Annotated in this window: 20 protein-coding genes; 10 read left to right on the top strand and 10 right to left on the bottom strand. The window is 65.6% G+C overall.

Annotated elements, in window-relative coordinates; translation table 11 throughout:
- Genes WG901_RS01695 through ligK form a run of 3 tightly spaced genes read right to left on the bottom strand, consistent with a single transcriptional unit; the run spans position 1 to position 2601 of the window.
- Positions 1–882: an amidohydrolase family protein gene (locus tag WG901_RS01695; RefSeq protein WP_339585292.1), complete on the bottom strand. Its 882-nt coding sequence runs from the start codon at positions 880–882 to the stop codon at positions 1–3.
- Positions 879–1937, bottom strand: coding sequence for a 4-oxalomesaconate tautomerase (locus tag WG901_RS01700; RefSeq protein ID WP_339585293.1), 1059 nt, complete (start codon positions 1935–1937; stop codon positions 879–881). Before WG901_RS01700 ends, WG901_RS01695 begins: the two co-directional genes overlap by 4 nt.
- Entirely contained in the window at positions 1930–2601 is a 672-nt protein-coding gene (gene ligK / locus WG901_RS01705; RefSeq protein ID WP_339585294.1) for a 4-carboxy-4-hydroxy-2-oxoadipate aldolase/oxaloacetate decarboxylase, read from the bottom strand. Before ligK ends, WG901_RS01700 begins: the two co-directional genes overlap by 8 nt.
- 120 nt (positions 2602–2721) lie before the next feature.
- On the opposite strand from ligK, the gene WG901_RS01710 reads away from it, so the two are divergent.
- The 8 genes from WG901_RS01710 (at position 2722) to WG901_RS01745 (ending at position 10765) form a co-directional block, all read left to right on the top strand.
- Positions 2722–3849, top strand: a complete 1128-nt coding sequence (locus WG901_RS01710; RefSeq protein WP_417602128.1) for a LysR family transcriptional regulator — start codon at positions 2722–2724, stop codon at positions 3847–3849.
- Positions 3850–3935: 86 nt separating this feature from the next.
- Positions 3936–4736: an NAD(P)-dependent oxidoreductase gene (locus WG901_RS01715; RefSeq protein ID WP_339586622.1), complete on the top strand. Its 801-nt coding sequence runs from the start codon at positions 3936–3938 to the stop codon at positions 4734–4736.
- A gap of 1 nt (position 4737) precedes the next feature.
- The gene (locus tag WG901_RS01720) at positions 4738–5763 is read left to right on the top strand and encodes an amidohydrolase family protein (protein WP_339585296.1); all 1026 of its coding nucleotides are present in this window, start codon (positions 4738–4740) and stop codon (positions 5761–5763) included.
- Positions 5760–6803, top strand: a complete 1044-nt coding sequence (locus WG901_RS01725; protein WP_339585297.1) for an aromatic ring-hydroxylating dioxygenase subunit alpha — start codon at positions 5760–5762, stop codon at positions 6801–6803. The genes WG901_RS01720 and WG901_RS01725 overlap by 4 nt, the downstream gene beginning before the upstream one ends.
- Positions 6800–7216, top strand: a complete 417-nt coding sequence (gene ligA, locus WG901_RS01730) for a protocatechuate 4,5-dioxygenase subunit alpha (RefSeq protein WP_339585298.1) — start codon at positions 6800–6802, stop codon at positions 7214–7216. The genes WG901_RS01725 and ligA overlap by 4 nt, the downstream gene beginning before the upstream one ends.
- Positions 7216–8058, top strand: a complete 843-nt coding sequence (locus tag WG901_RS01735; protein WP_339585299.1) for a class III extradiol dioxygenase subunit beta — start codon at positions 7216–7218, stop codon at positions 8056–8058. Before ligA ends, WG901_RS01735 begins: the two co-directional genes overlap by 1 nt.
- Positions 8055–9014, top strand: coding sequence for a Gfo/Idh/MocA family oxidoreductase (locus tag WG901_RS01740; RefSeq protein WP_339585300.1), 960 nt, complete (start codon positions 8055–8057; stop codon positions 9012–9014). The genes WG901_RS01735 and WG901_RS01740 overlap by 4 nt, the downstream gene beginning before the upstream one ends.
- Before the next feature lie 359 nt (positions 9015–9373).
- Positions 9374–10765 (top strand): methyl-accepting chemotaxis protein, encoded by a 1392-nt coding sequence (locus WG901_RS01745; protein ID WP_339585301.1) that lies wholly within the window; start codon positions 9374–9376, stop codon positions 10763–10765.
- Position 10766: 1 nt separating this feature from the next.
- Here the strand turns inward: WG901_RS01745 and WG901_RS01750 are convergent, their stop codons facing one another.
- Both WG901_RS01750 and WG901_RS01755 read right to left on the bottom strand, forming a co-directional pair.
- Positions 10767–11330 carry a nuclear transport factor 2 family protein gene (locus WG901_RS01750; RefSeq protein WP_339585302.1) on the bottom strand — a complete coding sequence of 188 codons (564 nt, stop codon included), beginning with the start codon at positions 11328–11330 and terminating at the stop codon, positions 10767–10769.
- Positions 11331–11356: 26 nt separating this feature from the next.
- On the bottom strand, positions 11357–12256 hold the full coding sequence (locus WG901_RS01755) for an SMP-30/gluconolactonase/LRE family protein (RefSeq protein WP_339585303.1): 900 nt from the start codon (positions 12254–12256) through the stop codon (positions 11357–11359).
- A 124-nt stretch (positions 12257–12380) separates the two neighbouring features.
- Between WG901_RS01755 and WG901_RS01760 the strand changes: the two genes are divergently transcribed.
- The gene (locus tag WG901_RS01760; RefSeq protein WP_339585304.1) at positions 12381–12977 is read left to right on the top strand and encodes a TetR/AcrR family transcriptional regulator; all 597 of its coding nucleotides are present in this window, start codon (positions 12381–12383) and stop codon (positions 12975–12977) included.
- A 3-nt stretch (positions 12978–12980) separates the two neighbouring features.
- On the opposite strand, the gene yaaA is transcribed toward WG901_RS01760, so the two are convergent.
- From yaaA to WG901_RS01785, 5 genes are all read right to left on the bottom strand, one after another.
- Positions 12981–13733: a peroxide stress protein YaaA gene (gene yaaA, locus WG901_RS01765; RefSeq protein ID WP_339585305.1), complete on the bottom strand. Its 753-nt coding sequence runs from the start codon at positions 13731–13733 to the stop codon at positions 12981–12983.
- Between the two features lie 212 nt (positions 13734–13945).
- Positions 13946–16426 (bottom strand): TonB-dependent receptor domain-containing protein, encoded by a 2481-nt coding sequence (locus WG901_RS01770; protein ID WP_339585306.1) that lies wholly within the window; start codon positions 16424–16426, stop codon positions 13946–13948.
- 407 nt (positions 16427–16833) lie between these two features.
- Complete coding sequence (locus tag WG901_RS01775) at positions 16834–18261, bottom strand: efflux transporter outer membrane subunit (protein WP_339585307.1); 1428 nt, start codon at positions 18259–18261, stop codon at positions 16834–16836.
- 3 nt (positions 18262–18264) lie between these two features.
- Positions 18265–21420 (bottom strand): efflux RND transporter permease subunit, encoded by a 3156-nt coding sequence (locus WG901_RS01780; protein ID WP_339585308.1) that lies wholly within the window; start codon positions 21418–21420, stop codon positions 18265–18267.
- 6 nt (positions 21421–21426) lie between these two features.
- Positions 21427–22572, bottom strand: a complete 1146-nt coding sequence (locus WG901_RS01785) for an efflux RND transporter periplasmic adaptor subunit (RefSeq protein ID WP_339585309.1) — start codon at positions 22570–22572, stop codon at positions 21427–21429.
- 136 nt (positions 22573–22708) lie between these two features.
- Here WG901_RS01785 and WG901_RS01790 point away from each other — a divergent pair, with 136 nt between their 5' ends.
- Positions 22709–23275 (top strand): TetR/AcrR family transcriptional regulator, encoded by a 567-nt coding sequence (locus WG901_RS01790; RefSeq protein WP_339585310.1) that lies wholly within the window; start codon positions 22709–22711, stop codon positions 23273–23275.
- Positions 23276–23526: the final 251 nt, after the last annotated feature.

Consider the following 23526-nt stretch of genomic DNA (forward strand, 5'->3'; position numbering starts at 1 on the left):
CTAGTCGTTCCAGTACAGCGTCATCGGATTGGCCACGAGCAACTTGTGCTGGAGTTGCGGGGTCGGCGCGATGCGCGGGATCATGTCGACGAGATGGCCGTCGTCGGGGATCGCCTTCTCCATGTTGGGATGCGGCCAGTCGGTGCCCCAGAGCACGCGGCTCGAATAGTCGGACACCAGCGGCGCCACGGCATCAGCAAAGGCGTCCCAGGGTGCGCCCGCGGCGTCGAGGCGGTCGGGGCAGGTGGCCTTGAACCAGATATCGTGGCGTGAATCGAGCAGGCGGCGGAAGGCCTTCATGTCGGCGCCGTCGGGCCCCTGGGTCACGTCGGGCCGACCCATGTGGTCGACCACGACCGGCACGGGGATGGCGTCGATGAAGGGGCGCAATTCGTCGAGGATGTCGGCCTCGAAGTAGATCACGACGTGCCAGCCTGCGGGCAGCCGCCGCGCGACGTCGAGGAACCTGTCCTTGGGGGCATCGTCGACCAGGCGCTTGAGGAAATTGAAGCGCACGCCGCGGATGCCGCCGGCGTGGAGCGCGGCCAGTTCGTCTTCGGAGATCGCGGGATCGACCACGGCTACGCCGCGCGCTTTCCCATCGGACTTGGCGATGGCGTCGAGCGTCGCGGCATTGTCGGTACCGTGGCAGCTTGCCTGGACGATGACGTTGCGGCTGAAACCGAGATGGTCGCGCAAGGCGAAGAGCTTATCGGGTCCGGCATCTTCGGGCAGGTACTTCGCCTTGGCGCTGAACGGGAACTGCGCCATCGGGCCGAATACGTGGCAATGGGCATCGACCGCGCCCGGCGGCGGGATGAACCTGGGCTTAGACGGGTTGGCGTGCCAGCTTACGATACGCTGTTCGGTTTCGGCGCTCATGCGAAGACAACTCCATCCATCAGCTTGCGCGCGGTGCGCAGCAGGGCGGCGCTGGTGACCGCGCCGCTTTCATCGGTTTCGAGCACGCAGCTCATCTCGCCGGTCGGATGCTCGACCGACAGCGTCTTGCGCGGACCCTCGGGGATCACCGCGACCTCGGCCGCGGGCGAGTCCTCGATCAGGCAGGCCGTAGCAACGCTGACCGCGCCGAGCACGCCGATCGTGGCATGGGCGCGGTGCGGGATGAAGCTGCGCACGCAGATCGCGCCGCCCGCACGCGGCGGGGCGACGAGCATCATCTTGGGGACCGATTTCTCGCGCACGTCGCCCAGGTTCATCCGCTCGCCCACGGCCAGGCGGATCGCCTCGATCCGGGCCTTGAGTTCGGTGTCGGCATCGAGCGTGTCGCGGTCCTCGTAGCCGGTGATCCCGACGTCGGAGGCCTTCATCACCACGCAGGGCATGCCGTTGTCGATCAAGGTGACGGGCACCCCGTTCACCACGTCCACAGCATTGCCACTGGGCAGCAGCGCGCCGCAAGACGAGCCGGCGGTGTCGCGGAATTCGAGCGGGATCGGCGCGTGGGTGCCGGGCACGCCGTCGATCGCGGCATCGCCGGCGTAGGTCACTTCACCGCCGGGCGTCTGCACCGTGGCGATTGCGACCTGGCCCGTGTTCTCCATGAAGATCGCGACGCGCGTCTCTTCGCCTGTGGCGGCGATCAGACCGCGCTCGATGGCGAAAGGCCCAATTCCGGCGAGGATGTTGCCGCAGTTCTGCGCGTCGGTGACGATCGCCTGGTCGACGAAGACCTGGAGGAACAGGTAGTCGACGTCGATGCCCTCGCGGCTCGACTTGCTGACCACCGCGACCTTGCTGGTCAGCGGGTCGGCGCCGCCCATGCCGTCGATCTGGCGCGGATCGGGCGAGCCCATCACGCCGAGCAGGAAGGCGTCGCGCGCGGCCACATCGGCGGGCAGGTCATCCTTGAGGAAATAGCCGCCCTTCGACGTGCCGCCGCGCATCCATAGGCAGCGCACGCCGGACTCAGACATACTTCAGCCCTTCCTTCTCGAGCCGCTCGCGCATCTGGTACATGTCGAGCCCGAGCACGCCCGCGGCGAGCTTGGCGCGCTTCTCGCCCTCGTTCGCTTCGCGCGCCTGGGCGGCCTTGAGTACGGCCTCGGCATTCGCACGCGGGACCACGCAGACGCCGTCGTCGTCGGCAACGATCACGTCGCCCGGCTGCACCGCGGCGCCGGCGCAGACCACGGGGACGTTGACGGAGCCGAGGGTGTTCTTGACCGTGCCTTGCGCGAAGACTGCCTTCGACCAGACGGGAAATTGCATTTCGGTCAGGTCGCGCACGTCGCGCACGCCGGCGTCGATCACCAGGCCGCGGCAGCCGCGCGCCTGGGCCGAGGTGGCGAGAAGGTCGCCGAAATAGCCGTCCTCGCAGGGGCTCGTGGGTGCGAGCAGCAGGATGTCGCCGGCCTGGAGCTGCTCGATCGCGACGTGGACCATCCAGTTGTCGCCCGGCGGCGAAGAGATCGTCAGGGCCGAGCCGGCGATCCGCGCGCCGGTGTAGATCGGGCGCATGTAGCTGGCGAGCAGGCCGGTGCGGCCCTGCGCTTCGTGGACCGTGGCGACACCGCAGGCGGCAAGCCCGTCGATGACCTCGGGCGCGGCCCGCTCGATGTTCTGGACGACGATACCCATGGCTCTGCTCCCGAAGATACTGGCGGTCTGTCTGGTGCGCCTGCCTTGCGGCGAGGGGAAAGAGGAAGTCTCGCCAAGCGATTAGATTTCGCTAAAGATGAAGTTATGCCACTTTGGGAAATGAACCTTCGCCACCTGCAGGCCATCGTCCGGATCGCCGATCTCGGAACGATGAACGCCGCCGCCCAGGCGGTGAACCTGACGCAGCCGGCGATAACCCAGGCGTTGGGAAGAATCGAGCAACTGCTGGGCATCCCGCTTTTCGAGCGACGTCATGACGGCATGGTGCCGACCGACGCGGCGGATCTGTTCGTGCCACGCATCCGCGCCGCGCTCGAACATTTGGCAAGTTCGCACGTGACGATGTCGCGGATGCGTGCCTTGCTCGCGTTGGCCGACAGCGGTTCCTACAACGGCGCGAGCGTGGTCACCGGCCTGTCGCTGCCCTCGCTGCACCGCGCGGTCAACGATCTCTCGCTGTCGCTGCGGCGTGTGCTGGTAGAGCGGCGCGGCAAGGCCGTGGCTCTGACCGATGCCGGCCGGCAGATGGCGCGGACCTTTCGTCTCGCGCGGGTCGAGCTCGAAGCCGGGCTGGCCGAGCTCGAAGCGCTCAAGGGGCACGAGATCCGCTCGATCGCAATCGGCGCCATGCCGCTGTCGCGCGCGCGGGTCCTGCCCGCGGCGATCACGCGATTCCAGCGCCGGCATCCGCAGGTGCGCATCGCGATCATCGAGGGTTCGCGCGCCGAGCTGGTCGAACCGTTGCGCAACGGTGCGATCGATTTCATGGTCGGCGCGCTGCGCGATCCGCTGATCGAGCCCGACCTCGTCCAGCGCCCGCTGTTCCGCGATCGCCCGGCGATCGTCGCGCGCAAGGGTCATCCGCTCGAGGGCCGCGATCCGAGCCTCGCCGATCTCGCGGCCTATCCGTGGATCGTCGCCGCGCCCGGCGCGCCGCTACGCAGCACCTGGGAGCAGATGTTCGCCGAGGCCGGGCTCGAACAGCCACCGGTGCCGATCGAGTCGGGCTCGGTCATGATCATCCGCCAACTGCTGATCCACGGCGATCACCTGGCGCTGCTGTCGCTCGACCAGGTCGCGGTCGAGCTCGAGGCGCAGTGGCTGGTGGCGCTGCGCTCGGCGCCCGAGGGCATGGAGCGCTCGATCGGCGTGTCGACGCGCGCCTCATGGCGCCCGACCGCGGTCCAGGCCGAATTCATCGAGGATCTGGAGGCCGTCGCGGCTTGATGGCGTTCGGGCTCGATTAGTACCAGCTTATCGATTGGCGACACTTCCGATTTGCGACGGGGGAGGGCCGGGTGCAGTTCGAGACCATGCAGGATCGCCTTGCCCTCATCGGCTTCGGAGAGGCCGGATCCACCTTCGCCCGCGCCGCGGGCTGGGGTGACCGGGCCGCCGCTTTCGACGTCGATGCGGCGCGCGGCGCGGTCATGGCCGAATGCGGCGTGCGGCAGGCGCGCACCGTAGACGAGGCCTTCGCGGGGGTGGGCTTCGTCCTCTCGCTGGTGACCGCCGATCAGGCTGAGCGCGTGGCGCGTCACTATGCGCCATTTCTCGTTCCCGGCACGCTGTGGTGCGATTGCAATTCGGTGGCGCCCGAGACCAAGCGCAAGGCTGCGCTTGCGGTCGAGGCCGCGGGTGGGCGCTATGTCGACGTCGCCGTGCTGGCGCCGGTCGATCCGGCACGGCTGGCGGTGCCGCTGCTGATTTCGGGCGCGGCCGCAGCCGACGCCGAAGCGGCGCTGCGTCGAGCCGGTTTCAGCAATATCCGCCAGGTCGGCGAAGAGGTGGGCCGCGCCTCGGCGATCAAGATGATCCGTTCGGTCATGGTCAAAGGTCTCGAGGCGCTGACCGCCGAGATGATGCTCGGCGCCGAGGCTGCGGACGTGACCGACGAGGTCCTGGCCTCGCTCGACGCCAGCGAGAAACCGCGGCCATGGGCCGAGCGTGCCGCCTACAACCTGGAACGCATGGCCACGCACGGGCTGCGCCGCGCCGCCGAAATGGAAGAGAGCGCCAAGACGCTGTCCGCGCTCGGCGTCGAACCTATCATGACGGCCGGGACCGTCCGCCGCCAGCGCGAGCAGGCCGGCACGCCATTTGGGAGAGACTGACATGACCTTGGTGATCGACTGCCACGGGCACTACACGACCGCGCCCGAGCCGCACAACGCCTGGCGCGAGGCGCAGAAGGCGGCGTTCAAGGCCGGCCAGCCGGCGCCCGCCTATCCCGAGATCTCCGATGACGAGATCCGCGAGACGATCGAGCAGAACCAGCTGCGTCTGATCCAGGAACGCGGCGCCGACCTGACGATCTTTTCGCCGCGCGCCAGCGCCATGGCGCACCATGTCGGCGACCAGGCGATGAGCGAGGCCTGGGCCTTCCATTGCAACAACCTTATCGCGCGCGTGGTCGATCTCTTTCCCGAGACCTTCGTCGGCGTCTGCCAGCTGCCGCAGAACCCGCAGTCGGGGCTCGAGGCCTCGATCAAGGAACTGCGCCGCTGCGTCGAGGAGCTGGGCTTCATCGGCTGCAACCTCAATCCCGATCCCGGCGGCGGCCATTTCCAGCATCCGCCGCTGACGCACGAATACTGGTTCCCGATCTACGAGGCGATGTGCGAGCTCGACGTGCCGGCGATGATCCACGTCTCGGGCTCGTGCAACCCGGCGATGCACGCCACCGGAGCCTTCTACATCGCGGCCGATACGATCGCCTTCATGCAACTGCTCGAGGGCGACCTCTTCGCGCGGTTCCCCAAGCTGCGCTTCATCATCCCGCACGGCGGCGGCGCGGTGCCCTATCACTGGGGACGCTATCGCGGTCTCGCCGACATGCTCAAGAAGCCGACGCTCGACGGGCACCTGATGAACAACGTGTTCTTTGACACCTGCGTCTACCACCAGCCCGGCGTCAACCTGCTGGCCGAGGTGATCGAGACCAAGAACATCCTGTTCGGCTCGGAAATGGTCGGCGCGGTGCGCGGCATCGATCCGCAGACGGGGCACTATTTCGATGATACCAAGCGCTATGTCGATGCCCTGCCGGTCAGCGACGAGCAGCGCCACGCGATCTTCGAGGGCAATGCCCGCCGAGTCTTCCCGCGGCTCGACGCGCGGCTGAAGGACCGAGGGCTGTGACCACCTGGCTGACCAACGCCTGGTACGTCGCGGGCTGGGACGCCGAGGTCGATTCCGCGCCGCTCGCGCGGACGATCTGCGGCGTGCCGATGCTGTTCTACCGCAAGCTCGATCGTTCGGTCGTGGCCATGCGCGATGCCTGTCCGCACCGGCTGCTGCCGCTGTCGCTGGGCTTTCGCGAAGGCGACTCGATCCGCTGCAAGTACCACGGGCTCAAGCTGGGCCCCGACGGCGCGGCCGAGGAAATGCCGATCAAGACCGATCCGGTGAACCGCAAGGTCTGCGCGCAGACCTATGTCGTGCACGAACGGCACCGCTTCGTCTGGGTCTGGGTGGGCGAGGCGGAGAAGGCCGATCCGGCGCTGATCCCCGATCTGTGGCCCTGTTCGGCCGAGGGCTGGGTGTTCGACGGCGGCCACTATCCGGTCGCCGCCGACTATCGCCTGATGATCGACAACCTGATGGACCTGACGCACGAGACCTATGTGCACGATGGTTCTATCGGCCAGCAGGAGATCGTCGAGGCGCCGCTCGAGACGCAGGTGATCGGCGACCGCGCCTATGTCCGCCGCTGGATGCCGGGCATCGAGGCGCCGCCGTTCTGGCGTGGCGCGCTCAAGCGGGACGGGCTCGTGGACCGCTGGCAGATCTGCGAATTCCTGCTGCCCTCGGCGGTGATGATCGACGTCGGCGTCGCGCTGGTCGGGGCAGGGGCCAGCCTCGAAAGCCACGATCAGGGCGTGCGCGGTATGGTCGTCGACTTCATGACGCCCGAGACCGAAACCACGCATCACTACTTCTGGGGCATGGCGCGCAATTTCGACCTGGCCGATCCTGGCTTCACCGCGCGGTTCAAGCGCCAGCAGGGCGGGGTCTTCGAAGAGGATCGGGAAATCCTCGAAGCCCAGCAGAAGGCCATCCAGGCGAATCCCGATCTCAAGCTCTCGGCCTATCGCATCGACGAGGGCGGCGTGCGCGCGCGCCAGATCATCGCGCGGGCCATCAAGGCCGGCGGACAAAGCGCGGAGGCGGCGGCATGAGCCACGAAGACGAGCCCGACATCCACACCTACCTCGCGCAGTTCGACGACATCCCCGGCACGCGCGTCTACACCGCGACGCGGGCACGCAAGGGCTATCACCTCAACCAGTTCGCGATGAGCCTGATGAAGGCCGAGAACCGCGAACGCTGGAAGGCGGACGAGGCGGCCTATCTGGCCCCGTGGCCGATGACCGAGGAGCAGAAGGCAGCCGTGCTCGCGCGCGACTACAACCGCCTGCTCGACCTGGGTGGCAACATCTACTTCCTGTCCAAGATCTTCTCCACCGACGGGCTGAGCTTCGTCCAGGCGGTGAGCACGATGACGGGCATGAGCGTCGAGGACTATCAGGCGATGATGAACGCCGGCGGCCGTTCGCCCGAGGGCGTTCGGTCCATAAGGGAGGGCAACTGATGGCGCGTATCACCGCTGGCGTCGGCACCAGCCACGTCCCGCTGCTCGGCGTCGCCGCCGATGGCGGCAAGGACCGCGACGCCTATTTCGGCCCGATTTTCGCCGGCTACGACTGGACGCGCGAATGGGAGAAGGGCGAGAAGCCCGACGTCGTCATCCTCGTCTACAACGACCACGCCTCGGCCTTCGACGCCAACATCATCCCCACTTTCGCGATCGGCACGGGTGAGCGCTACAAGCCCGCCGACGAGGGCTGGGGCCCGCGCAAGGTGCCCGACGTGATCGGGGACCCCGATCTCGCCTGGCACATCGCCCAGAGCCTGATCCTCGACGAGTTCGACATGACCATCGTCAACGAGATGGACGTCGACCACGGCCTGACCGTGCCGCTGACGATGATGTTCGGCGCGCCCGCGGCCTGGCCGGTCAAGGTCGTGCCGCTGGCGGTCAACGTCGTCACCTATCCGGTGCCTTCGGGCAACCGCTGCTGGGCACTGGGCGAGGCGATCGCGCGCGCGGTCGCGTCCTATCCCGAGGATCTCAACGTGCAGATCTGGGGCACGGGCGGCATGAGTCACCAGCTCCAGGGGCCGCGCGCCGGCCTGATCAACGCCGAATGGGACAAGCGCTTCATGGACCGCCTGATCGGCGAGACCGACGAACTGCGCCACGTGCCGCATCTCGAATACCTGCGCGAAACCGGCAGCGAGGGGATCGAGATGGTCATGTGGCTGATCATGCGCGGGGCGCTGGGCAAGAAGACCCGGCTCCTCCACCGCCACTATCACGTGCCGTGCAGCAACACGGCCATCGGACATATCGTATTGGAGCCCGAAACATGAGAATCGCACTCGCCGGCGCCGGCGCCTTCGGAGAAAAGCACCTCGACGGACTGAAGCTGATCGACGGGGTGGAGATCACCTCGATCATCAGCCGCACCGGCGAACAGGCCGCGGAAGTGGCCAAGAAGTACGGCGCCAAGCACAGCTCGACCGAGCTCGAGGACGCGCTTGCGCGCGACGATGTCGATGCCGTGATCCTCTGCACGCCAACGCAGCTCCATGCCGAGCAGGCGATCGCCTGCATGAACGCGGGCAAGCACGTCCAGGTGGAGATTCCGCTGGCCGACAGCTGGGCGGACAGCGAGGCGGTTCTCAAGAAGCAGCAGGAAACCGGGCTGGTCTGCATGGTCGGCCATACGCGCCGCTTCAACCCCTCCCATCAATGGGTAAAGAACCGCATCGCGGCGGGCGAACTCACGCTTCAGGCGATGGACGTCGAAACCTTCTTCTTCCGCCGCAAGAACATGAACGCCAAGGGCCAGCCCCGCTCTTGGACCGATCACCTGCTTTGGCACCATGCGGCGCATACCATCGACATCTTCCAGTACATGACCGGATCGAAGGTCGTCGCGGCGAATGCGCTTCAGGGAACCAAGCATCCCGAGCTCGGCATCGCCATGGACATGTCGATCCAGATGAAGACCGAAGCCGGGCAGATCCTGACCCTTGCGCTGTCGTTCAACAATGACGGGCCGCTCGGCACCTTCTTCCGCTATATCGGCGACACGGGCACCTATATCGCCCGCTACGACGACCTCGTGAACGGCAAGGAAGAGCCGATAGACGTCTCGGGCGTCGACATCAGCATGAACGGGATCGAACTGCAGGACCGCGAATTCGTTGCGGCGATCCGCGAAGGGCGTGAGCCCAACAGCTCGGTGGCGCAGGTCCTCGACTGCTATCGCGTCATCGGCGAACTCGCGGCGAGCCTCGAACAGCAGGATGGCTGGTCCTAAGATCCGCGTTGCGGTCATTTTTACACTAAATTACACAAGCCCGGCGTTCACCGCGAATGCCGGGTTTTTCGCGATTCCGAAAGTCCATTCGCGGGTGCGCCGCGATTGGTGCTCCTAGGCACAAAAGCCTAGGCATTCGTACGTAGCGATTTTTTAACCATCGATCCTGTAGCCAGTCGTCCGTCGCGAGCGCTTCGCAATTGCGGAGGCGAGCGGGCGGAGCGTGCCTGAGTTCTCGGGTCGGTCCGTTCGTCTCGCATCGTTCCAAAATAGAAAAATCTTCTTCCTGAAACAGACGAGCAAACCCGCGGCGGCCGCCGTTTCCGATGGCCTTGCCCCTGGACGACTGGAGAACGACAATGCTGACGTGGTTTGAGCGCACGGCGCCGATCCGCCTGAAGTTCAAGGTTCTGCTGATCATTCACGCCAGCCTCACGGGCGGCGTTCTGGCGGCGGCTCTGTTGACCGGAGCGGGCGGACTCGTTCTCGGCGCCGCGGCGGCCTGCTTTGTCGCGACGGTCATCACCGTGCTGGTGGCGAGCCAGCGGATCTGCACGCCTTACGTCAACACGGTGGTGCGCATGGAAAGCCTGGCAGCGGGCGATACCGAGAGCCCGATCGCCTATATCGACTATCGCGACTGCGTGGGCCGCATGACCACGGCCATGTCGACCTTCCGCGACAATGCGGTAGAGATCCAGGCCGGTCGCGAGACCCAGGACAAGATCGTCGGCGCGCTCAGCGGCGGGTTGCAGCGCCTGGCGCAGAACCAGCTCGATGCCGAGTTGAGCGATGAATTCCCCGGTGCCTACGAAGCGCTGCGCCGCAATTTCAACGATGCGGTGGCCTCGCTCAAGGAAACCGTCGGCTCGGTGCGCAACACCGCCGCCAGCGTGCTGACCGGCGCATCCGAGATTCGTTCGGCCTCCGACGATCTCGCCACGCGCAACGAGCAGCAGGCCGCCTCGATCGAGGAGACCGCCGCGGCGATGAGCCGTGTCACCGGCGGGGTGCGGGATACCGCCGACAAGGCGGGCGAGGTTCAGCGTTCGATCGCCGACGTCCATCACGAAGCCGAAGAGGGCGGCCAAGTCGTCCGCCGCGCGGTTTCGGCCATGGCCGCGATCGAGAAGTCGTCGACCGAGATCACCCACATCATCTCGGTAATCGACGGCATCGCCTTCCAGACCAACCTGCTCGCGCTCAATGCGGGGGTCGAGGCCGCGCGTGCCGGCGATGCCGGCAAGGGCTTCGCCGTGGTCGCCAACGAGGTGCGCCTGCTCGCGCAACGCTCGGCCGATGCCGCCAAGGACATCAAGGGCCTGATCGACGCCAGCACCAAGCAGGTCAACGACGGCGTCTCGCTGGTCGGCGAGACCGGCACTCTGCTCGACACCATTCTCCAGCGCATCGGCGGGATCACCGTGCTCGCCGCCGAGATCGCGCAGTCGGCCGAGAGCCAGTCGGCCAATCTCCAGCACATCAATTCGTCGGTCGGCGAGATGGATCGCATGACCCAGCAGAACGCCGCCATGGTCGAGGAATCGACCGCCGCCGCGCGCAATCTTGCCGACGAGGCCAACGAACTGACCGACATGGTCGGACGCTTCCAGACCGGCACCGCCGCGCCGGTGCCGATCCGCGCCGCCGCTCCGGCCAAGCGCCGGCCGCCGGTGGCCGCGCCGATGGTCATGGGCAACCTCGCCCTGCAGTCCGAACCGTTTGGCAGCGACGACTGGGCCGAATTCTAACTCACCAACGCGCGCCGGCGCCCCCGACCACGTAAGGCCGGTGATAGGACAGGTCCTCGCGGTCGCGCGTGCCCTTGAGGAACCCCTTCACCGGCGGTGACTGCAGCCATGAGGCGTCGCCCTGCATCGCCGTCTCGACCGTCGAGCGGCGCCACAGGATGCGCCACTCGTCACCGCGCCGCTCGAGCTGGTCCATGTAGCGGCCGGCGGCGACCGTGCAGGTAAGCCCGTCGTGCGAAAGCATCGTGCCGACCACGTAGGTCTCGCAATAGGCGATATCGCCGTCGATCTCGCAGGAGTGGTTGGCCAGGTTGTGCTGGTTCATCACAAAGGCCTGGGCGTGGCCCTTGTTGGCGAGTTCGGGATAGACGGTCGCGGGTAGGGGAACGGCGCCATGCTCGTCGGCACCTTCGGGCCAATAGCAGCTTGCGGTCAGCTCGGTGTCGTGGCGATCGCGCCCGCGCGATTCGCGTACGATCACGTCGAGGATGTCCTGCCGGTCCTTGAGTTGGCGAACGGTCTTGCGCAGTTCGGCCAGTTCGCTTTCAAGATTTGCTTCACTCATCGTCGTTGTCCTGTGGCTATCCGTGATCAGGCCAGCGCGAAGCCGGCAGGCGCGATCGGCATGCCCGGAACGTCAGACCGGGCGCGGTAGAGGAAGGAGTTGGTCTGGGTGATCGCGCCGCCCTCCTTCAAGGTGTCGCCGCCGTCGGCAGGCACCGAGTTGAAATAGATGTCGCGTGCGTCCGCGCCGCCGAAGCGGAGCTGGGTGATCGAGCCGGCTGGGGTCTCGAAGCGGCCGATCGTGGTGCCGTCGGGACGCATGCGCGTCAGATAGTTCGAGCGGAACCCGGTGATCCACAGGTTGCCCTCGGCATCGAGCGCCATGCCGTCGGCGTCTTCCTTCTTGAGGAACAGCCGCTGATTGGTCAGCGCGAGGTCGTCGGTGACGTCGAACACCAGGGTGCCGTTGAAGGTATCGTTGCAGTAGAACCGCCGGTGCAGGGGGTCGTAGGCGATGCCGTTGGTGAAGCCCAGGCCATCGGCCAGCAAAATCAGCTCGCGCTCGACCGTGAGGCGATAGAGCGCGGTGGGCCGCGGCGTTTCGCCCTTTATGATCATCTCGATGTCGTTGGTGCCGAAGAAGATGCCGCCGGTGCCGTCGGGCACCAGTTCGTTGACGCCGTTGATCGGCTGGCCGTCGATGCGGTCGATCAGCCAGCCCGACCGGCCGCTCTGCGGGTCGTTCCATAGTATGCCGCCTTCGCCGGTGGAGAGCACCACGCCGCCGGCGTTCATCAGCACCCCGCCGGTCCACATGCGTTCGGGGTTGAGCACGCCGACCTTGGTGCCGTCGGGCTTCACGCCGTGGATGCCGCCGGCGATGACGTCGCTGTACCAAATCGTGTCGCGCTCGTGGTCGACCGCCAGGCCTTCGAGATAGAGGCCCGAGGCGATCGTCTCGAATCCGGCTTTCGTCGTCTCGCCCATGGGCCTCTCCCTTGCTTCGCTCGTCAAAGTGTTAGCAATTGACCTGTGCTGTCAAGCGGCTGCTCCCGGCCTTTACGGCTCCGCGCCGGAACTCTAGGCAGGGAGGCGCAAGGAACAGGGGCGAATGACGGAACAAAAGCTTGGACCCAACCGGCGCATGGGGCCTGCGGGCTCGGAAAACTGGCATGCGATGCTCGACGGGGCCGAGCAGATCCTGCGCGAGGAAGGTCACGCCAAGCTCACCTCGCGCCGCATTGCCGAGCAGATCGGCGTCAAGCAGCGGCTGGTCTACTACTACTTCCACACGATGGACGATCTCATCGTCGCGATGTTCCGGCGGTCGTCCGAGCGCGACCTGCGCCAGCAGCGCGAGGCCAGCGCCGCGCCGCGACCCTTGCGGCAGCTATGGGCGCTCAGCGCCTATTCGCACGATGCCCGGTTGATTTCCGAATACATGGCGCTGGCCAACCGCATTCCCGATCTCAAGACCGAGGTGATCCGGTTCATCGACGAATCCCGCGCGATTCAGGTGGCGACAATCACGCGAGCGCTCGATGCGTCGAAGACCGTGGCGAAGCTGCCCGCGACCGCGCTGGCGATCATCGCGACGAGTGTCGGCCTGTCGCTGAACCGTGAAGAGCAGTTGGGTCTGTCTTCGGGCCATGCCGACATGCAAGCGGTGCTCTCCGGATTTCTCGACCTCCTAGAGCCGCCGGATTGAGTTCTACGCGCGCGTGAAGCGCCAACGATCGGCCTCGCTCTCACTTGCGTCAAAGCGGTAACCGTCGCTGTCGAAGCCGCGCATCGCGTCGATGTCGGTGACGTGGTGCTCGCAGAGCCAGCGAGCCATCATGCCGCGCGCGCGCTTGGCGCTGAAGCTCACGAAGCGCGGCCCATCCGGGCCCGGCTCACGAAACTCGACTTCCACGACCCGCACGCCGGCGAGCTTGCCTTTGACGGCAGCAAAGTATTCCTGGCTGGCGAGATTGAGGATCACGCCCGATCCTTCTTCGGCAATCTGGGTGATCAGCAGTTCGGCGATGCGCTCGCCCCACCAGTCGGTCAGGCTCTTGCGCCGAGGCGCCCAACGCGTGCCCATTTCCAGGCGGTAGGGCCTGATCGTGTCGAGCGGTCGCAGCAGGCCGTACAGGCCTGACAGCATCCGCACATGGTCTTGGGCGAAAGCGATGCCTGCATCGTCCAGACTATGCGCCTCGAAGCCGGTATAGACGTCGCCGGCAAATGCGAACAGCGCGGGTCGTTCCGGGAGCTGGGAAAAGTCACGAAAGCGTTCCGCGTTGAGCTTGGCGAGGCGCGGTGAGATATGCATCAGATCCGCCAGCCGCTTCTGCGACAGGTTCGCTGCAGACTTGGCAAGGCCCTTTGCCTCAGCGGCGAAATGAGGGGTGGTTCCTTCTACCGGCGGAAGCGGGCTGTCGAAGTCGAGCGTCTTTGCGGGGGATAGCAGGGCGATCATGCCGTGGTCCGTAGCGGGGCGCTTGGCCGGCGTCAAAACCTCGGCTTGCGCCGCCGAAGCGCGCGGAGAGGGCATGCCATCTTCCACGAGCCGCGGCCCACGCGGATCGATTGCTTCAAGCCAGGGGGCGCACGTGGCGGCTTGCCATGCACCGCAGGAGAAGATCGCGCCCGCTTCCAGCCAGAAAGCGGGCGCGAAGGGATTGAAGTGGCTTAGAAGTCGAAACGAACGGAGGCCGAAACGGTGCGGCCATTGATCGCGGTGACGCTTCCGACGGTAGGCGCCAGGGCGGTCGGTACGACCAGCGTCGTAATGCCCTTGGTGTTGAACAGGTTGTTGACGTTCAGACTGACGGTCATCCGCTCGGTCGGGCGGACCTGGACGAATGGATTGACCAGCACGTAGCCGGGCATCTTGTAGTCTTCCAGATCGGTCGAGTAGCGGCTGGTGATGCCGTAGACGTTGGCCCCGATGCTGAAGAAATCGGTCGAAATCTCCGGCGTGAAATAGCCGAACAGCGTCGGCGCACCGGCCGGCTTGTTGCCGATGACGGTGGGGTCCAGCCTGTCGTTGCTGATCTCGGCATGGGTATAGGTCGCGCCCGCGGTCATGCTGAAGATGCCCGTGCGATAGGAGCTCTCGAGTTCGAGGCCGTAGGCCTTGTACTTGCGGTCGATCGTGGGGCCGAAATAGCTGTTGTGCTCGAGCGTGTTGGCCATGAACGCCGTACCGTTGAAGGTGAAGTTCGACGTGCGGTACTTGAAGCCGGCTTCGGCCTGCTTGACGTAGTCGATCAAGGCGTTGCGGTTGGCGAGGGCGCCGGTGACCGGGTTTATCGCGGAACTCCCCAGGAGTCGGTCAGAGTTCGCGCGGGCCCCGCGGCTATAGCGGGCGAAGACCGCGAAAGGCTCGGCGACGCGGTAGTTCACGCCTACCGAGTAGGACAGGTAGTGGTAGGTGTAGTCCACTGGCGAAAGGCCGTTCAGCGGCAGGAAGCCGACCTGGGTCTCCGGAAAGGAGATCGTGCCGTTGCCGTTCATGTCCTTGGGGAAGGACCCCACGCTGCCCGATAGCGCGTAGCTGGATACGGTGCCTTGCGCCCCGCCGAAGTCGTAGCGCAGGCTGCCGCCGATCGCGAGCGGGCCGGTCTTGAAGTTCAGCGAGCCGAAGGCGGCGTTGGTGTCGTAATCGACATTGATGCCCTTGCGCGGATAGCCGCCGAAGAACGTGCCATCGTAGCTGAAATAGCCGTTCTCGCTGAGCGCGAAGCCGTTTCCAGCCGTGATGTCGACCAGCGCCGCCTTGCCGCCGCCGACCACGTCGGACAGGGCCGAGGCATAGTTGGAGGAGGTCTCGGTCGTCTGGCGCGACTTGTAGAAGCCTGCGGTCGTCGTCAGTTCGCCGTCACCCAGCTTCCACACGCGGCTGACGCGGATGTCGTTGGTGATGTTGTCGAAACTGCCCAGCGTGTTGTCGGCCAGGCCCAGCGCAGCGATCAGACCGTTGCCGTTGGCGTTCGCCGGCACGAGCTGGCCCTTGTTCGGGCCGCCCGCGTAGCGCAACGTCGCGCCCGGGCCGCCAAACAGTGCGGCCACGGTCGCGCCCGGGGCGATGATCGCCGGGAACGGCGTGATGTAGCGGCCCGAGATCTTCGAGAAGCGGAAGCGTTCGGTAACGGTCCATTCCTGGATGTCGAACTGCGCCTCGAGGCCAACGCTCTTGACCTTCGTGCGGGCACCGTCGCGGATGTCGTGCACGACCGTGTTGTTGTTCTGGTCGAGTCCGAGCTGGCTGGTGATGTAGCGCGACAGGAAGGCATCCTTGTTCGCGTCGAAGCCCGGCAGCGGCGCGAACTTGAGGTCGGAGGCCGCGCCCGTGATCGTCATCGGCGAGGGCAGGTAGACCGGCGTGCGATCGTCGAGGATCTTGCCGTACAGACGGATGTGGCCGCCGGTGAACTGCTTGGTGATGTTGAACTTGAGCTGGCCGCCCTTGAGGGCATCGTAACCGGCCCTGCGCGGGCCTTCGCCCTGACGATAGAAACCGCCGATGTGGAAGCGCAGCGTGTCGCTGATCTTCGCTCCGTAGTCGAAGTCGGCGCGATACTCTTCGTAGTCGAGGCCCGTCGACAGCATCAGGGAGCCGCCTTCGACGTCGCCGGTCTTCGACATCAGGTTGATGATGCCTGCGGGCGAATTCGACGCGAAGGTCGAGGCCGAGCCGCCGCGGATCGCTTCGATCGCCGCAAGATTGAGGTCGGCGCGCATGAACATGTCGGCGCCGCCGGTGATGATGTCACCGAATTCGACGATCGGCAGGCCATCTTCCTGGATCTGCAGGAACTTCGCGCCGGTCGAGGCCATCGGCAGACCGCGGACAGTGACGTTGTTGTTCACTTCGCCGTTCGACACTTCGGAGCGGACGCCGGCGATGTTGTGGAAGATCTCTTCGAGCGAGCGCGCCGAGAGCTTCTGGATCTGGTTTTCGCGGATCGAGCTGGTCGAGATCGCGGAATCGAGAACGTCGCGCCCTTTGGCGACGCCGGTGCTGAACACCTGCTTGTTCGCATTGGGCGCTGAAACGCTCGGCGAGGTGCCGCTTTCCGAAGTGGCTTCGGCGTTCGCGTCGTTGGCCCAGGCGGGCGCAGCCAGCGCAAGCGGAGCGATGCTCAGAAAGAGATGAAATGCCCTCATGAAATTACCCTCACCCATTGTGTTCTCGGGGAGGTGGCTAGTGCGGCAATTTGGTTAATTATCGCGTTAAGGACTTTATGGTGTTGTCCGCAATTAGAATGAAAACATCGTAATGCAATGGCTGCTGGCGCAGGTGATCTCCGGGCATTCCTGGCGCCTTAAGCTGGCCGACTTGGCGGCGTTACGGGGCTCGCGGACGATGACACCGCTGAGCCATCCAGGCCTTGGCAGGTGATCGAAATGGATATAGGCTGATGCAATCGGGAAAACCCGAAGGAGAGGATCTATGACCCGCCTGGATTGGCTAGGTGACCGCTTCTGCGTTGGGCTGTGCTGGCTTGGTGTTGCCTATATCCTGTATTCGCACGTCATCGGTTGATCCTCGCGGCCTCGCGCAGATCTCCGGTTCAGTTGAGGCCACCTCCGAGCGCGCGATAGACTTCCACCGCATTGGCTTCGCGCACCAGCCGCGTGGCGACGAGATCCTGCTCCGCTGCATAGAAGCTGCGCTGCGCATCGAGCGTGTTGAGAAACCCGTCCACGCCTGCGCGGAAGCGCGCTTCCGACAATCGATAGGCCGCTTCGGAATTGCCTCTCAGCGAGCGTTGCGCGGCCAGCTGATCATCGATCGTGCCACGTCGCGCCAGGGCATCCGCGATCTCGCGAAACGCGGTTTGCAGAACCTTCTCGTATTGCGCGATCATCGCATCGCGGTTCGCCTGGGCCCCTTGCAGATTGCCGGCGTTGCGACCGAAATCGAAGATCGGCAGGTTCGCCGTGGGCGCGACCGACCAGTTTTCGCTGCCGCTGGCGAACAGGTTGGAAAGCCCGAGGCTGATCGTGCCCAGCGCCGCGGTGAGCGAAAGGCGCGGGAAGAAGTTGGCGCGCGCCGCGCCGATATCGGCATGGGCGGCGATCAGTTGATGTTCTGCCGCGGCGACATCGGGCCGGTGCAGCAGTATCTCGGACGAGAGCCCGCCGGGCAAACGGTCGAGAGTGACTCCCTTGTCCGCTAGGGCCTCGGGCAAGAGCGCCTGGGCCACGCCGGTGCCGGCGAGCAGGTTCAGCGCGTTCTGGTCCTGCGCCACCTGGGTCGTGAGTGCGGCGATATCGGCGCGGGCACGATCGTGGCTCGTGCCGGCTTGCCGGACTTCCAGATCCGACGCCACGCCCGCGCGGAAACGCGCCTGGGTCAGTTCGAGCGTCTGGCGGAAGGCGGCCTCGGTCTTGCGCGCGACCTGCAACCGTTCCTGGTCGGCGGCCATGGTCAGCCAGGCGGTGGCGACTTCGGCGACAAGCGCGATCTGGCTCGCCTTGCGGTTTTCCTCGACCGCGAAGAACTTCTCCTGCGCCGACCTGGTCAGATTGCGCACCCGGCCGAACAGGTCGATTTCCCAGGCCGATACTCCGACCGACGCTGAATAGATGTCGAAGCGTCCGGCGCCCGCGCCCACACCGCCGCCCTGAACGTTGCCTAGCGGCGACTTCTGATAGGTCGCGCCGCCGGTCGCGCTGAGGCTGGGGAAAATGTCGGCACGTTGTACGCGGTATTGCGCGCGGGCCTGTTCGACCCGGGCCAGGGCGAGCCGGAGATCGCGGTTGTTGGCCAGCGACAGTGCGATGACCTCGCGCAGCCGCGGTTCGGTGAAGAAGACCTGCCAGGACGTTTCTGCCAGCGCGGCCGCATCGCCCGTGTCGGCGGCGGGGCGATAGGCCGGACCTTGCGGCGTCTCGGCGGGGACGGGCAGGGCAGGGCGGACGTAGCGCGGCGCGAGGTTGCAGCCCGCCAGAGCGAGCGCCGTGGTCATCAGCAGCAGGTTGCGGATCGGCATCATGGCTCAGGCTTCCTGTGGGTGAGCGTGGTCGCCCGCGGCCCCGCTCGCTTCGGCCTCGGATCGATCCTGGCGGAACAGTCGTTTGACGACGAAGAAGAACAGGGGGACGAAGAAGATCGCGAGGATCGTTGCGGAGAGCATGCCGCCGACGACCGCCCACCCGATCGCGTTCTGGCCGCCGGCACCGGCACCGTTCGAAAGCGCCAGTGGCAGCACGCCGAAGACGAAGGCGAAGGAGGTCATCAGGATCGGCCGCAGTCGCAGCTTTGCGGCTTCGAGCGCGGCTTGCGCAGCCGGCATGCCCGCACGCATCTTCTCCTCGGCGAATTCGACGATCAGGATCGCATTCTTCGCCGAGACGCCGATCGTGGTGATCAGGCCGACCTGAAGATAGATGTCGTTGTTGAGCCCGGCGAGCGTCGCCGCGATCATCGCGCCCACCACGCCGAGCGGCACGACCAGAAGGACCGCAATCGGTACCGACCAGCTCTCGTAGAGGGCCGCGAGGCACAGGAATACGATCAGCAGCGACAGCGCATAGAGCAGGGGAGCCTGCCCGCCCGAAAGCTTCTCCTCGTAGGAAATGCCCGTCCATTCGAAACCGATGCCAGGCGGGAGCTTTGCCGCCAGTTCCTCCATAGCGGCCATGGCCGTGCCGGTGCTGAGCCCGGGAGCCGGCGAACCGGCGATCTGCACCGAGGATACGCCATTGTATCGCTCCAGCCGGGCGGGGCCATAGGTCCACTTTGTCGTGGCGAAGGAGGAGAACGGCGTCATCGCGCCGCCCGAGCCGCGAACGAAATAGTTGCCGAGTGCCTCGGGGGTGATGCGGAACTCGGCGTCGGACTGCGCATAGACGCGTTTAACCCGGCCCCGGTCGATGAAGTCGTTGATGTAGCTGCCACCCATGGCGACCGCGACGGTGGCGTTGATATCGGCCTGCGACAGACCGAGCGTCGCCGCTGCGACCTGATCGATCTCAAGCTTGACCTGTGGGTTGTCCTCGATGCCGTTCGGCCGGACCTGGGCCAGGCGCTTGTCCTGCGCGGCCATGTCCAGCAACTGGTTGCGGGCTTCGATCAGCTTGTCGTGCCCCAGATTGCCCATGTCCTTCAGCTGGAAGTCGAAGCCGCTGGCGTTTCCGAGCTCCGACACCGCGGGCGGGGCGAAGGCGATGATCTGGCCAACGTTGTAGCCCGCGAAATGCTGATTGGCGCGGCCGGCGACGGCAGAGGCGGTGTTGTCCGCGCCGGCGCGTTCGGCCCAGGGGCGCAGCTTGACGAAGGCGATCGCCACGTTCTGGCTCTGGCCGACGAAGCCGAAGCCGCTGACCGAGAATACCGCGGCGACATTCGCCTTCTCGGTCTCGAGATAGTATTTGCGCATCGTTTCGACCGCGCGCTCGGTCTCCTCCATGGTCGAGCCGGGCGGCAGGGCCACCTGGGTGAACATCATGCCCTGGTCCTCTTCGGGCAGGAAGCCGCCTGGCAGGCGGATGAACAGCAGCGCCATGCCGGCGACGATCAGTCCGTAGACCACCAGCGAGCGCACCCAGCGATGTTCGATGCGCCTGAGCCCGCCAGCGTACTTGTCGAGGCCGCGATCGAAGGTCTTGTTGAACCAGCCGAAGAAGCCGCCGCGCTCGCCGTGGTCGTGCTTCGAGGGCTTGAGGATCGTCGCGCAGAGCGCCGGCGTGAGGATCAGGGCAACGAAGACGGAGAGCACCATCGAAGAGACGATGGTGATCGAAAACTGGCGGAAGATCACGCCGGTCGAACCGCCGAAGAAGGCCATCGGCAGGAACACCGCGGACAGCACCAGGCCGATCCCGACCAGCGCGCCGCTGATCTCTTCCATCGACTTGTAGGCGGCTTCCTTGGGGCTCAGGCCTTCGTCCTGGATCAGGCGCTCGACGTTCTCGACCACGACGATCGCGTCATCGACCAGCAGGCCGATCGCGAGGACCATGCCAAACAGGGTCAGCGTGTTGATCGTGAAGCCCGCGGCCAGCAGGATCGCGAAAGTGCCCAGAAGTACGACGGGAACGGCGATCGTCGGGATCAGGGTCGCGCGCCAGTTCTGCAGGAACACGAACATGACGATGAAGACGAGGATGATCGCCTCGACGAGCGTGTGCACGACCTGCTCGACCGAGAGCCGGATGAAGGTCGAATTGTCGACCGGGAAATCGACCTTGATGTCGGCGGGAAAGTTCTTGGACAGCTTGGCGACTTCGGCCTTGACCGCCTCGACGGTATCGAGCGCATTGGCGCCGGGGGCCAGTTTGATGCCCAGGCCAACGGCCTCCTTGCCGTTGAACTTGGCGAGGAAGCTGTAGTTGTCGGCGCCGAGCTCGACGCGGGCCACGTCGGCCAGCCGCACGATAGCGCCGTCGCTGCCGGCGCGCAGCACGATCTGCTGGAACTCCTCGGGCGTGCGCAGACGGGATTGCGCGGTGACCGTGGCGTTCAGTGCCTGGCCTCCTACCGTCGGCAGGCTGCCGATCTGTCCGGCCGAGACCTGGGCATTCTGCGCCTGGAGCGCGGCGGTCACGTCGGGGACGGTCAGGCCGAGATTGCCCATTTTGAGTGGGTCGAGCCAGATGCGCATGGCATAGGGCGCGCCCATCAGCTGGATGTCGCCGACGCCGGTGACGCGGCTGATCGGGTCCTGAAGGCTCGAGGCCGCCAGATCGCCGACGTCGATCTGGTCGTGCGATCCGTCCTCCGAATAGAGCGCGACGACCATCAGGAAATCGGCCGTGCTCTTGGCGACGCTGAGTCCGGCGCGCTGGACTTCCTGCGGCAGGAGCGGCGTCGCCTGGGCCAGCTTGTTCTGCACCTGGACCTGCGCGATGTCGGGATCGGTTCCCTGCTCGAAGGTCAGGGTGATCAGCAGGTTGCCCGCGGCGTCGCTGTTCGACGAGAAGTATCGCAGATTGTCGATACCCTTCATCTGCTGCTCGATCAGCTGGGTCGTGGTGTTCTCGAGAGTCTGGGCATCGGCGCCCGGATAGAGCGTGCTGATCGTGACCGCGGGGGCGGCGATCGGCGGGAACTGCGCGATCGGCAGACTGCGCAGCGCGATCACGCCCGCCAGCATTACGATCACGGCGAGCACCCAGGCGAAAATGGGGCGGTCGATGAAAAAGCGCGACATGGCGGATCAGCGGCCCTTGGCCGGGGCGACCGTGATCTGGGTCGGTCGGCTCGGCGTCACGACGGCGCCGGGCTTGATGCCCATGAGGCCTTCGACGATCAGGCGGTCGCCCGGCTTGAGCCCCTCGGTGATCACCCAGTTGCTGCCGATCGGCCGCTCGGCCGTCACCTTGCGCTGTTCGACCTTGTTCTGCGCGCCCACGACCAGTGCGGTCGCCCGGCCGCGCGGGTCGCGGGTGATGCCCTGTTGCGGGGCCAGGATCGCGCGCTGGCGGACGCCTTCCACGATCTGCGCGCGGACGAACATGCCGGGCAGAAGAAGGCCGTCGGCATTGGCGAAGGTCGCGCGGAGCGTGACGCTGCCCGTCTGGGGATCGACCGCCACTTCGGAGAACTGAAGTCGGCCTTCGGCGGGATAGACGGTGCCGTTGGGCAAGAGCAATTTGACCCGCAGGCTTTCCTGGCCGGCATTGCTGAGCCCGCCGCGGGCCATGGCCATCTTGAGGTCGAGAATCTGCGCAGCCGATTGGGTAACGTCGACGAAGACCTGGTCGCTGCGCAGGATCGTCGCCAATGGATCGGCCTGGCCCGCCTGGACCAAGGCGCCGGCGGTGAATCGCGAACGGCCGATCCTGCCGGAGATGGGCGCGCGGATGCGGGCGAAATCGAGCGTGACGCGCGCCGAATCGACTGCCGATTTTTGCGCTGCAACATCTGCCCGAGCCTGGCGTGCCGAAGCCTCCGCATTGTCGAGTTCCTGCCGGCTGACGGCATTGATGCCGATCAGGCTGCGATAACGCTCTGCCTGTAGGCGGGTGGAATCGATGGTCGCCTGAGCCCTGGCGAGATTGCCGCGGGCCGTGCCCAGCGCCGCACGGTATGGCGCATCCTCGATCTCGTAGAGGACCTGCCCGGCTCGCACCATGGCGCCTTCGGTGAACAGGCGGCGGCGGATTATGCCATTGATTTGAGGTCGAACTTCCGAAGTTTCCAAAGCCGATATGCGACCTGGCAGCTCAGCCGTTAGCACGACGTCCTGCTCCTGGACCGTCACCACGCCGACTTTCGCCGGGGGCGGTGCGGGCGGCTGCTCGGCGCCGCAGGCCGCGACAAGGGCGAGCATGCCAAGCGGGAGCACGCGAACGCGGGTCATCATCTCATTCACCTGAAATAGTCGACGGCAACCGGAATGAACGTTCATTCCGGTTGCGTGCTCCTAAACGGGGCGGCTATGATGTGCAAGACCAGTTTGCTCGTTCCGGAGAGGGTTTTTTGCATTGCAGCATAAGGTGTCGGTCAAGGAGAGGGTTGTCGCTTCGGCTAAGCGATTGTTTTCCGAGCGAGGTTTTCATCGCACGGCGATGGCCGACCTGGCGCTCGACGCGCAGGTCAGCGTCGGCGCCATCTATCGGTCCTTCGCCAGTAAGGCTGACATCATCCGCGACATCATCCGGGCCGACACAGACGGTACGCTGGACGAACTGCGCGCCAACATCAGCGCCGTGCGCAGCGGTACGACGAGGGGGCATGACGCGATCGAGCAAATGGTCCTGGAATGGGCTTCGCCACAGCAGGACGACGCTCTCTACCACGAGATAGTCGCCGAGGCGCATCGTAGTCCCGAGGTCGCGCAGATGGTGACTTCGACCTGCGGCGAATTTCGCGAACTTCTTCGTGAACTCGCAACGCTCCTCAAGCCGGGCCTGACGCAGGCCGAGGTCGAGGGCGTGGCCGAATTGTTGCTGGCCTGTCTGTTCGGCATGGGCAACCGGGAGTTCACGGCTCCGACGCTGAGCCCCGAGCAGACAGCGGCGATCGTGACGCGCATCCTGTTGCAAGGCGTGAAGGCGGAATAGTCGGGCGTGGAGGATCGCCGCCCAACAACTGCGAGAGGCGCTTGCAGCAGGAAACGCGATGCAGCTGCTTGATCGTTGGAGCAAGCCGATCGGAAAGCGTATGGGATTTGCTAGCCCTGCCGACTAGGCGGTCGTCCAGATTATGGTGATCGCTTGCCGATAGCGGGCCTGCATTCAGGATCTGCAGCGAGGATAAAGAAAATACGCCGCAAGAGTTTCGGTAACGAAGCGAGCTTCTGGAATGTTCTGAT

Source organism: Novosphingobium anseongense, assembly GCF_037482895.1.
Classification (GTDB): Bacteria; Pseudomonadota; Alphaproteobacteria; order Sphingomonadales; family Sphingomonadaceae; genus Novosphingobium; species Novosphingobium anseongense.

Bases quoted from the DNA above. Each gene is read 5' to 3' on its own strand.
- WG901_RS01710 (WP_417602128.1), top strand. From the start codon at position 2,722: ATGAACCTTCGCCACCTGCAGGCCATCGTCCGGATCGCCGATCTCGGA.
- WG901_RS01720 (WP_339585296.1), top strand. From the start codon at position 4,738: ATGACCTTGGTGATCGACTGCCACGGGCACTACACGACCGCGCCCGAG.
- WG901_RS01780 (WP_339585308.1), bottom strand. From the start codon at position 21,420: ATGTCGCGCTTTTTCATCGACCGCCCCATTTTCGCCTGGGTGCTCGCC.
- WG901_RS01785 (WP_339585309.1), bottom strand. From the start codon at position 22,572: ATGACCCGCGTTCGCGTGCTCCCGCTTGGCATGCTCGCCCTTGTCGCG.
- WG901_RS01740 (WP_339585300.1), top strand. From the start codon at position 8,055: ATGAGAATCGCACTCGCCGGCGCCGGCGCCTTCGGAGAAAAGCACCTC.
- yaaA (WP_339585305.1), bottom strand. From the start codon at position 13,733: ATGATCGCCCTGCTATCCCCCGCAAAGACGCTCGACTTCGACAGCCCG.
- WG901_RS01715 (WP_339586622.1), top strand. From the start codon at position 3,936: ATGCAGGATCGCCTTGCCCTCATCGGCTTCGGAGAGGCCGGATCCACC.
- WG901_RS01700 (WP_339585293.1), bottom strand. From the start codon at position 1,937: ATGTCTGAGTCCGGCGTGCGCTGCCTATGGATGCGCGGCGGCACGTCG.
- WG901_RS01750 (WP_339585302.1), bottom strand. From the start codon at position 11,330: ATGAGTGAAGCAAATCTTGAAAGCGAACTGGCCGAACTGCGCAAGACC.
- WG901_RS01770 (WP_339585306.1), bottom strand. From the start codon at position 16,426: ATGAGGGCATTTCATCTCTTTCTGAGCATCGCTCCGCTTGCGCTGGCT.
- WG901_RS01760 (WP_339585304.1), top strand. From the start codon at position 12,381: ATGACGGAACAAAAGCTTGGACCCAACCGGCGCATGGGGCCTGCGGGC.
- WG901_RS01745 (WP_339585301.1), top strand. From the start codon at position 9,374: ATGCTGACGTGGTTTGAGCGCACGGCGCCGATCCGCCTGAAGTTCAAG.
- WG901_RS01755 (WP_339585303.1), bottom strand. From the start codon at position 12,256: ATGGGCGAGACGACGAAAGCCGGATTCGAGACGATCGCCTCGGGCCTC.
- ligA (WP_339585298.1), top strand. From the start codon at position 6,800: ATGAGCCACGAAGACGAGCCCGACATCCACACCTACCTCGCGCAGTTC.
- ligK (WP_339585294.1), bottom strand. From the start codon at position 2,601: ATGGGTATCGTCGTCCAGAACATCGAGCGGGCCGCGCCCGAGGTCATC.
- WG901_RS01775 (WP_339585307.1), bottom strand. From the start codon at position 18,261: ATGATGCCGATCCGCAACCTGCTGCTGATGACCACGGCGCTCGCTCTG.
- WG901_RS01735 (WP_339585299.1), top strand. From the start codon at position 7,216: ATGGCGCGTATCACCGCTGGCGTCGGCACCAGCCACGTCCCGCTGCTC.
- WG901_RS01695 (WP_339585292.1), bottom strand. From the start codon at position 882: ATGAGCGCCGAAACCGAACAGCGTATCGTAAGCTGGCACGCCAACCCG.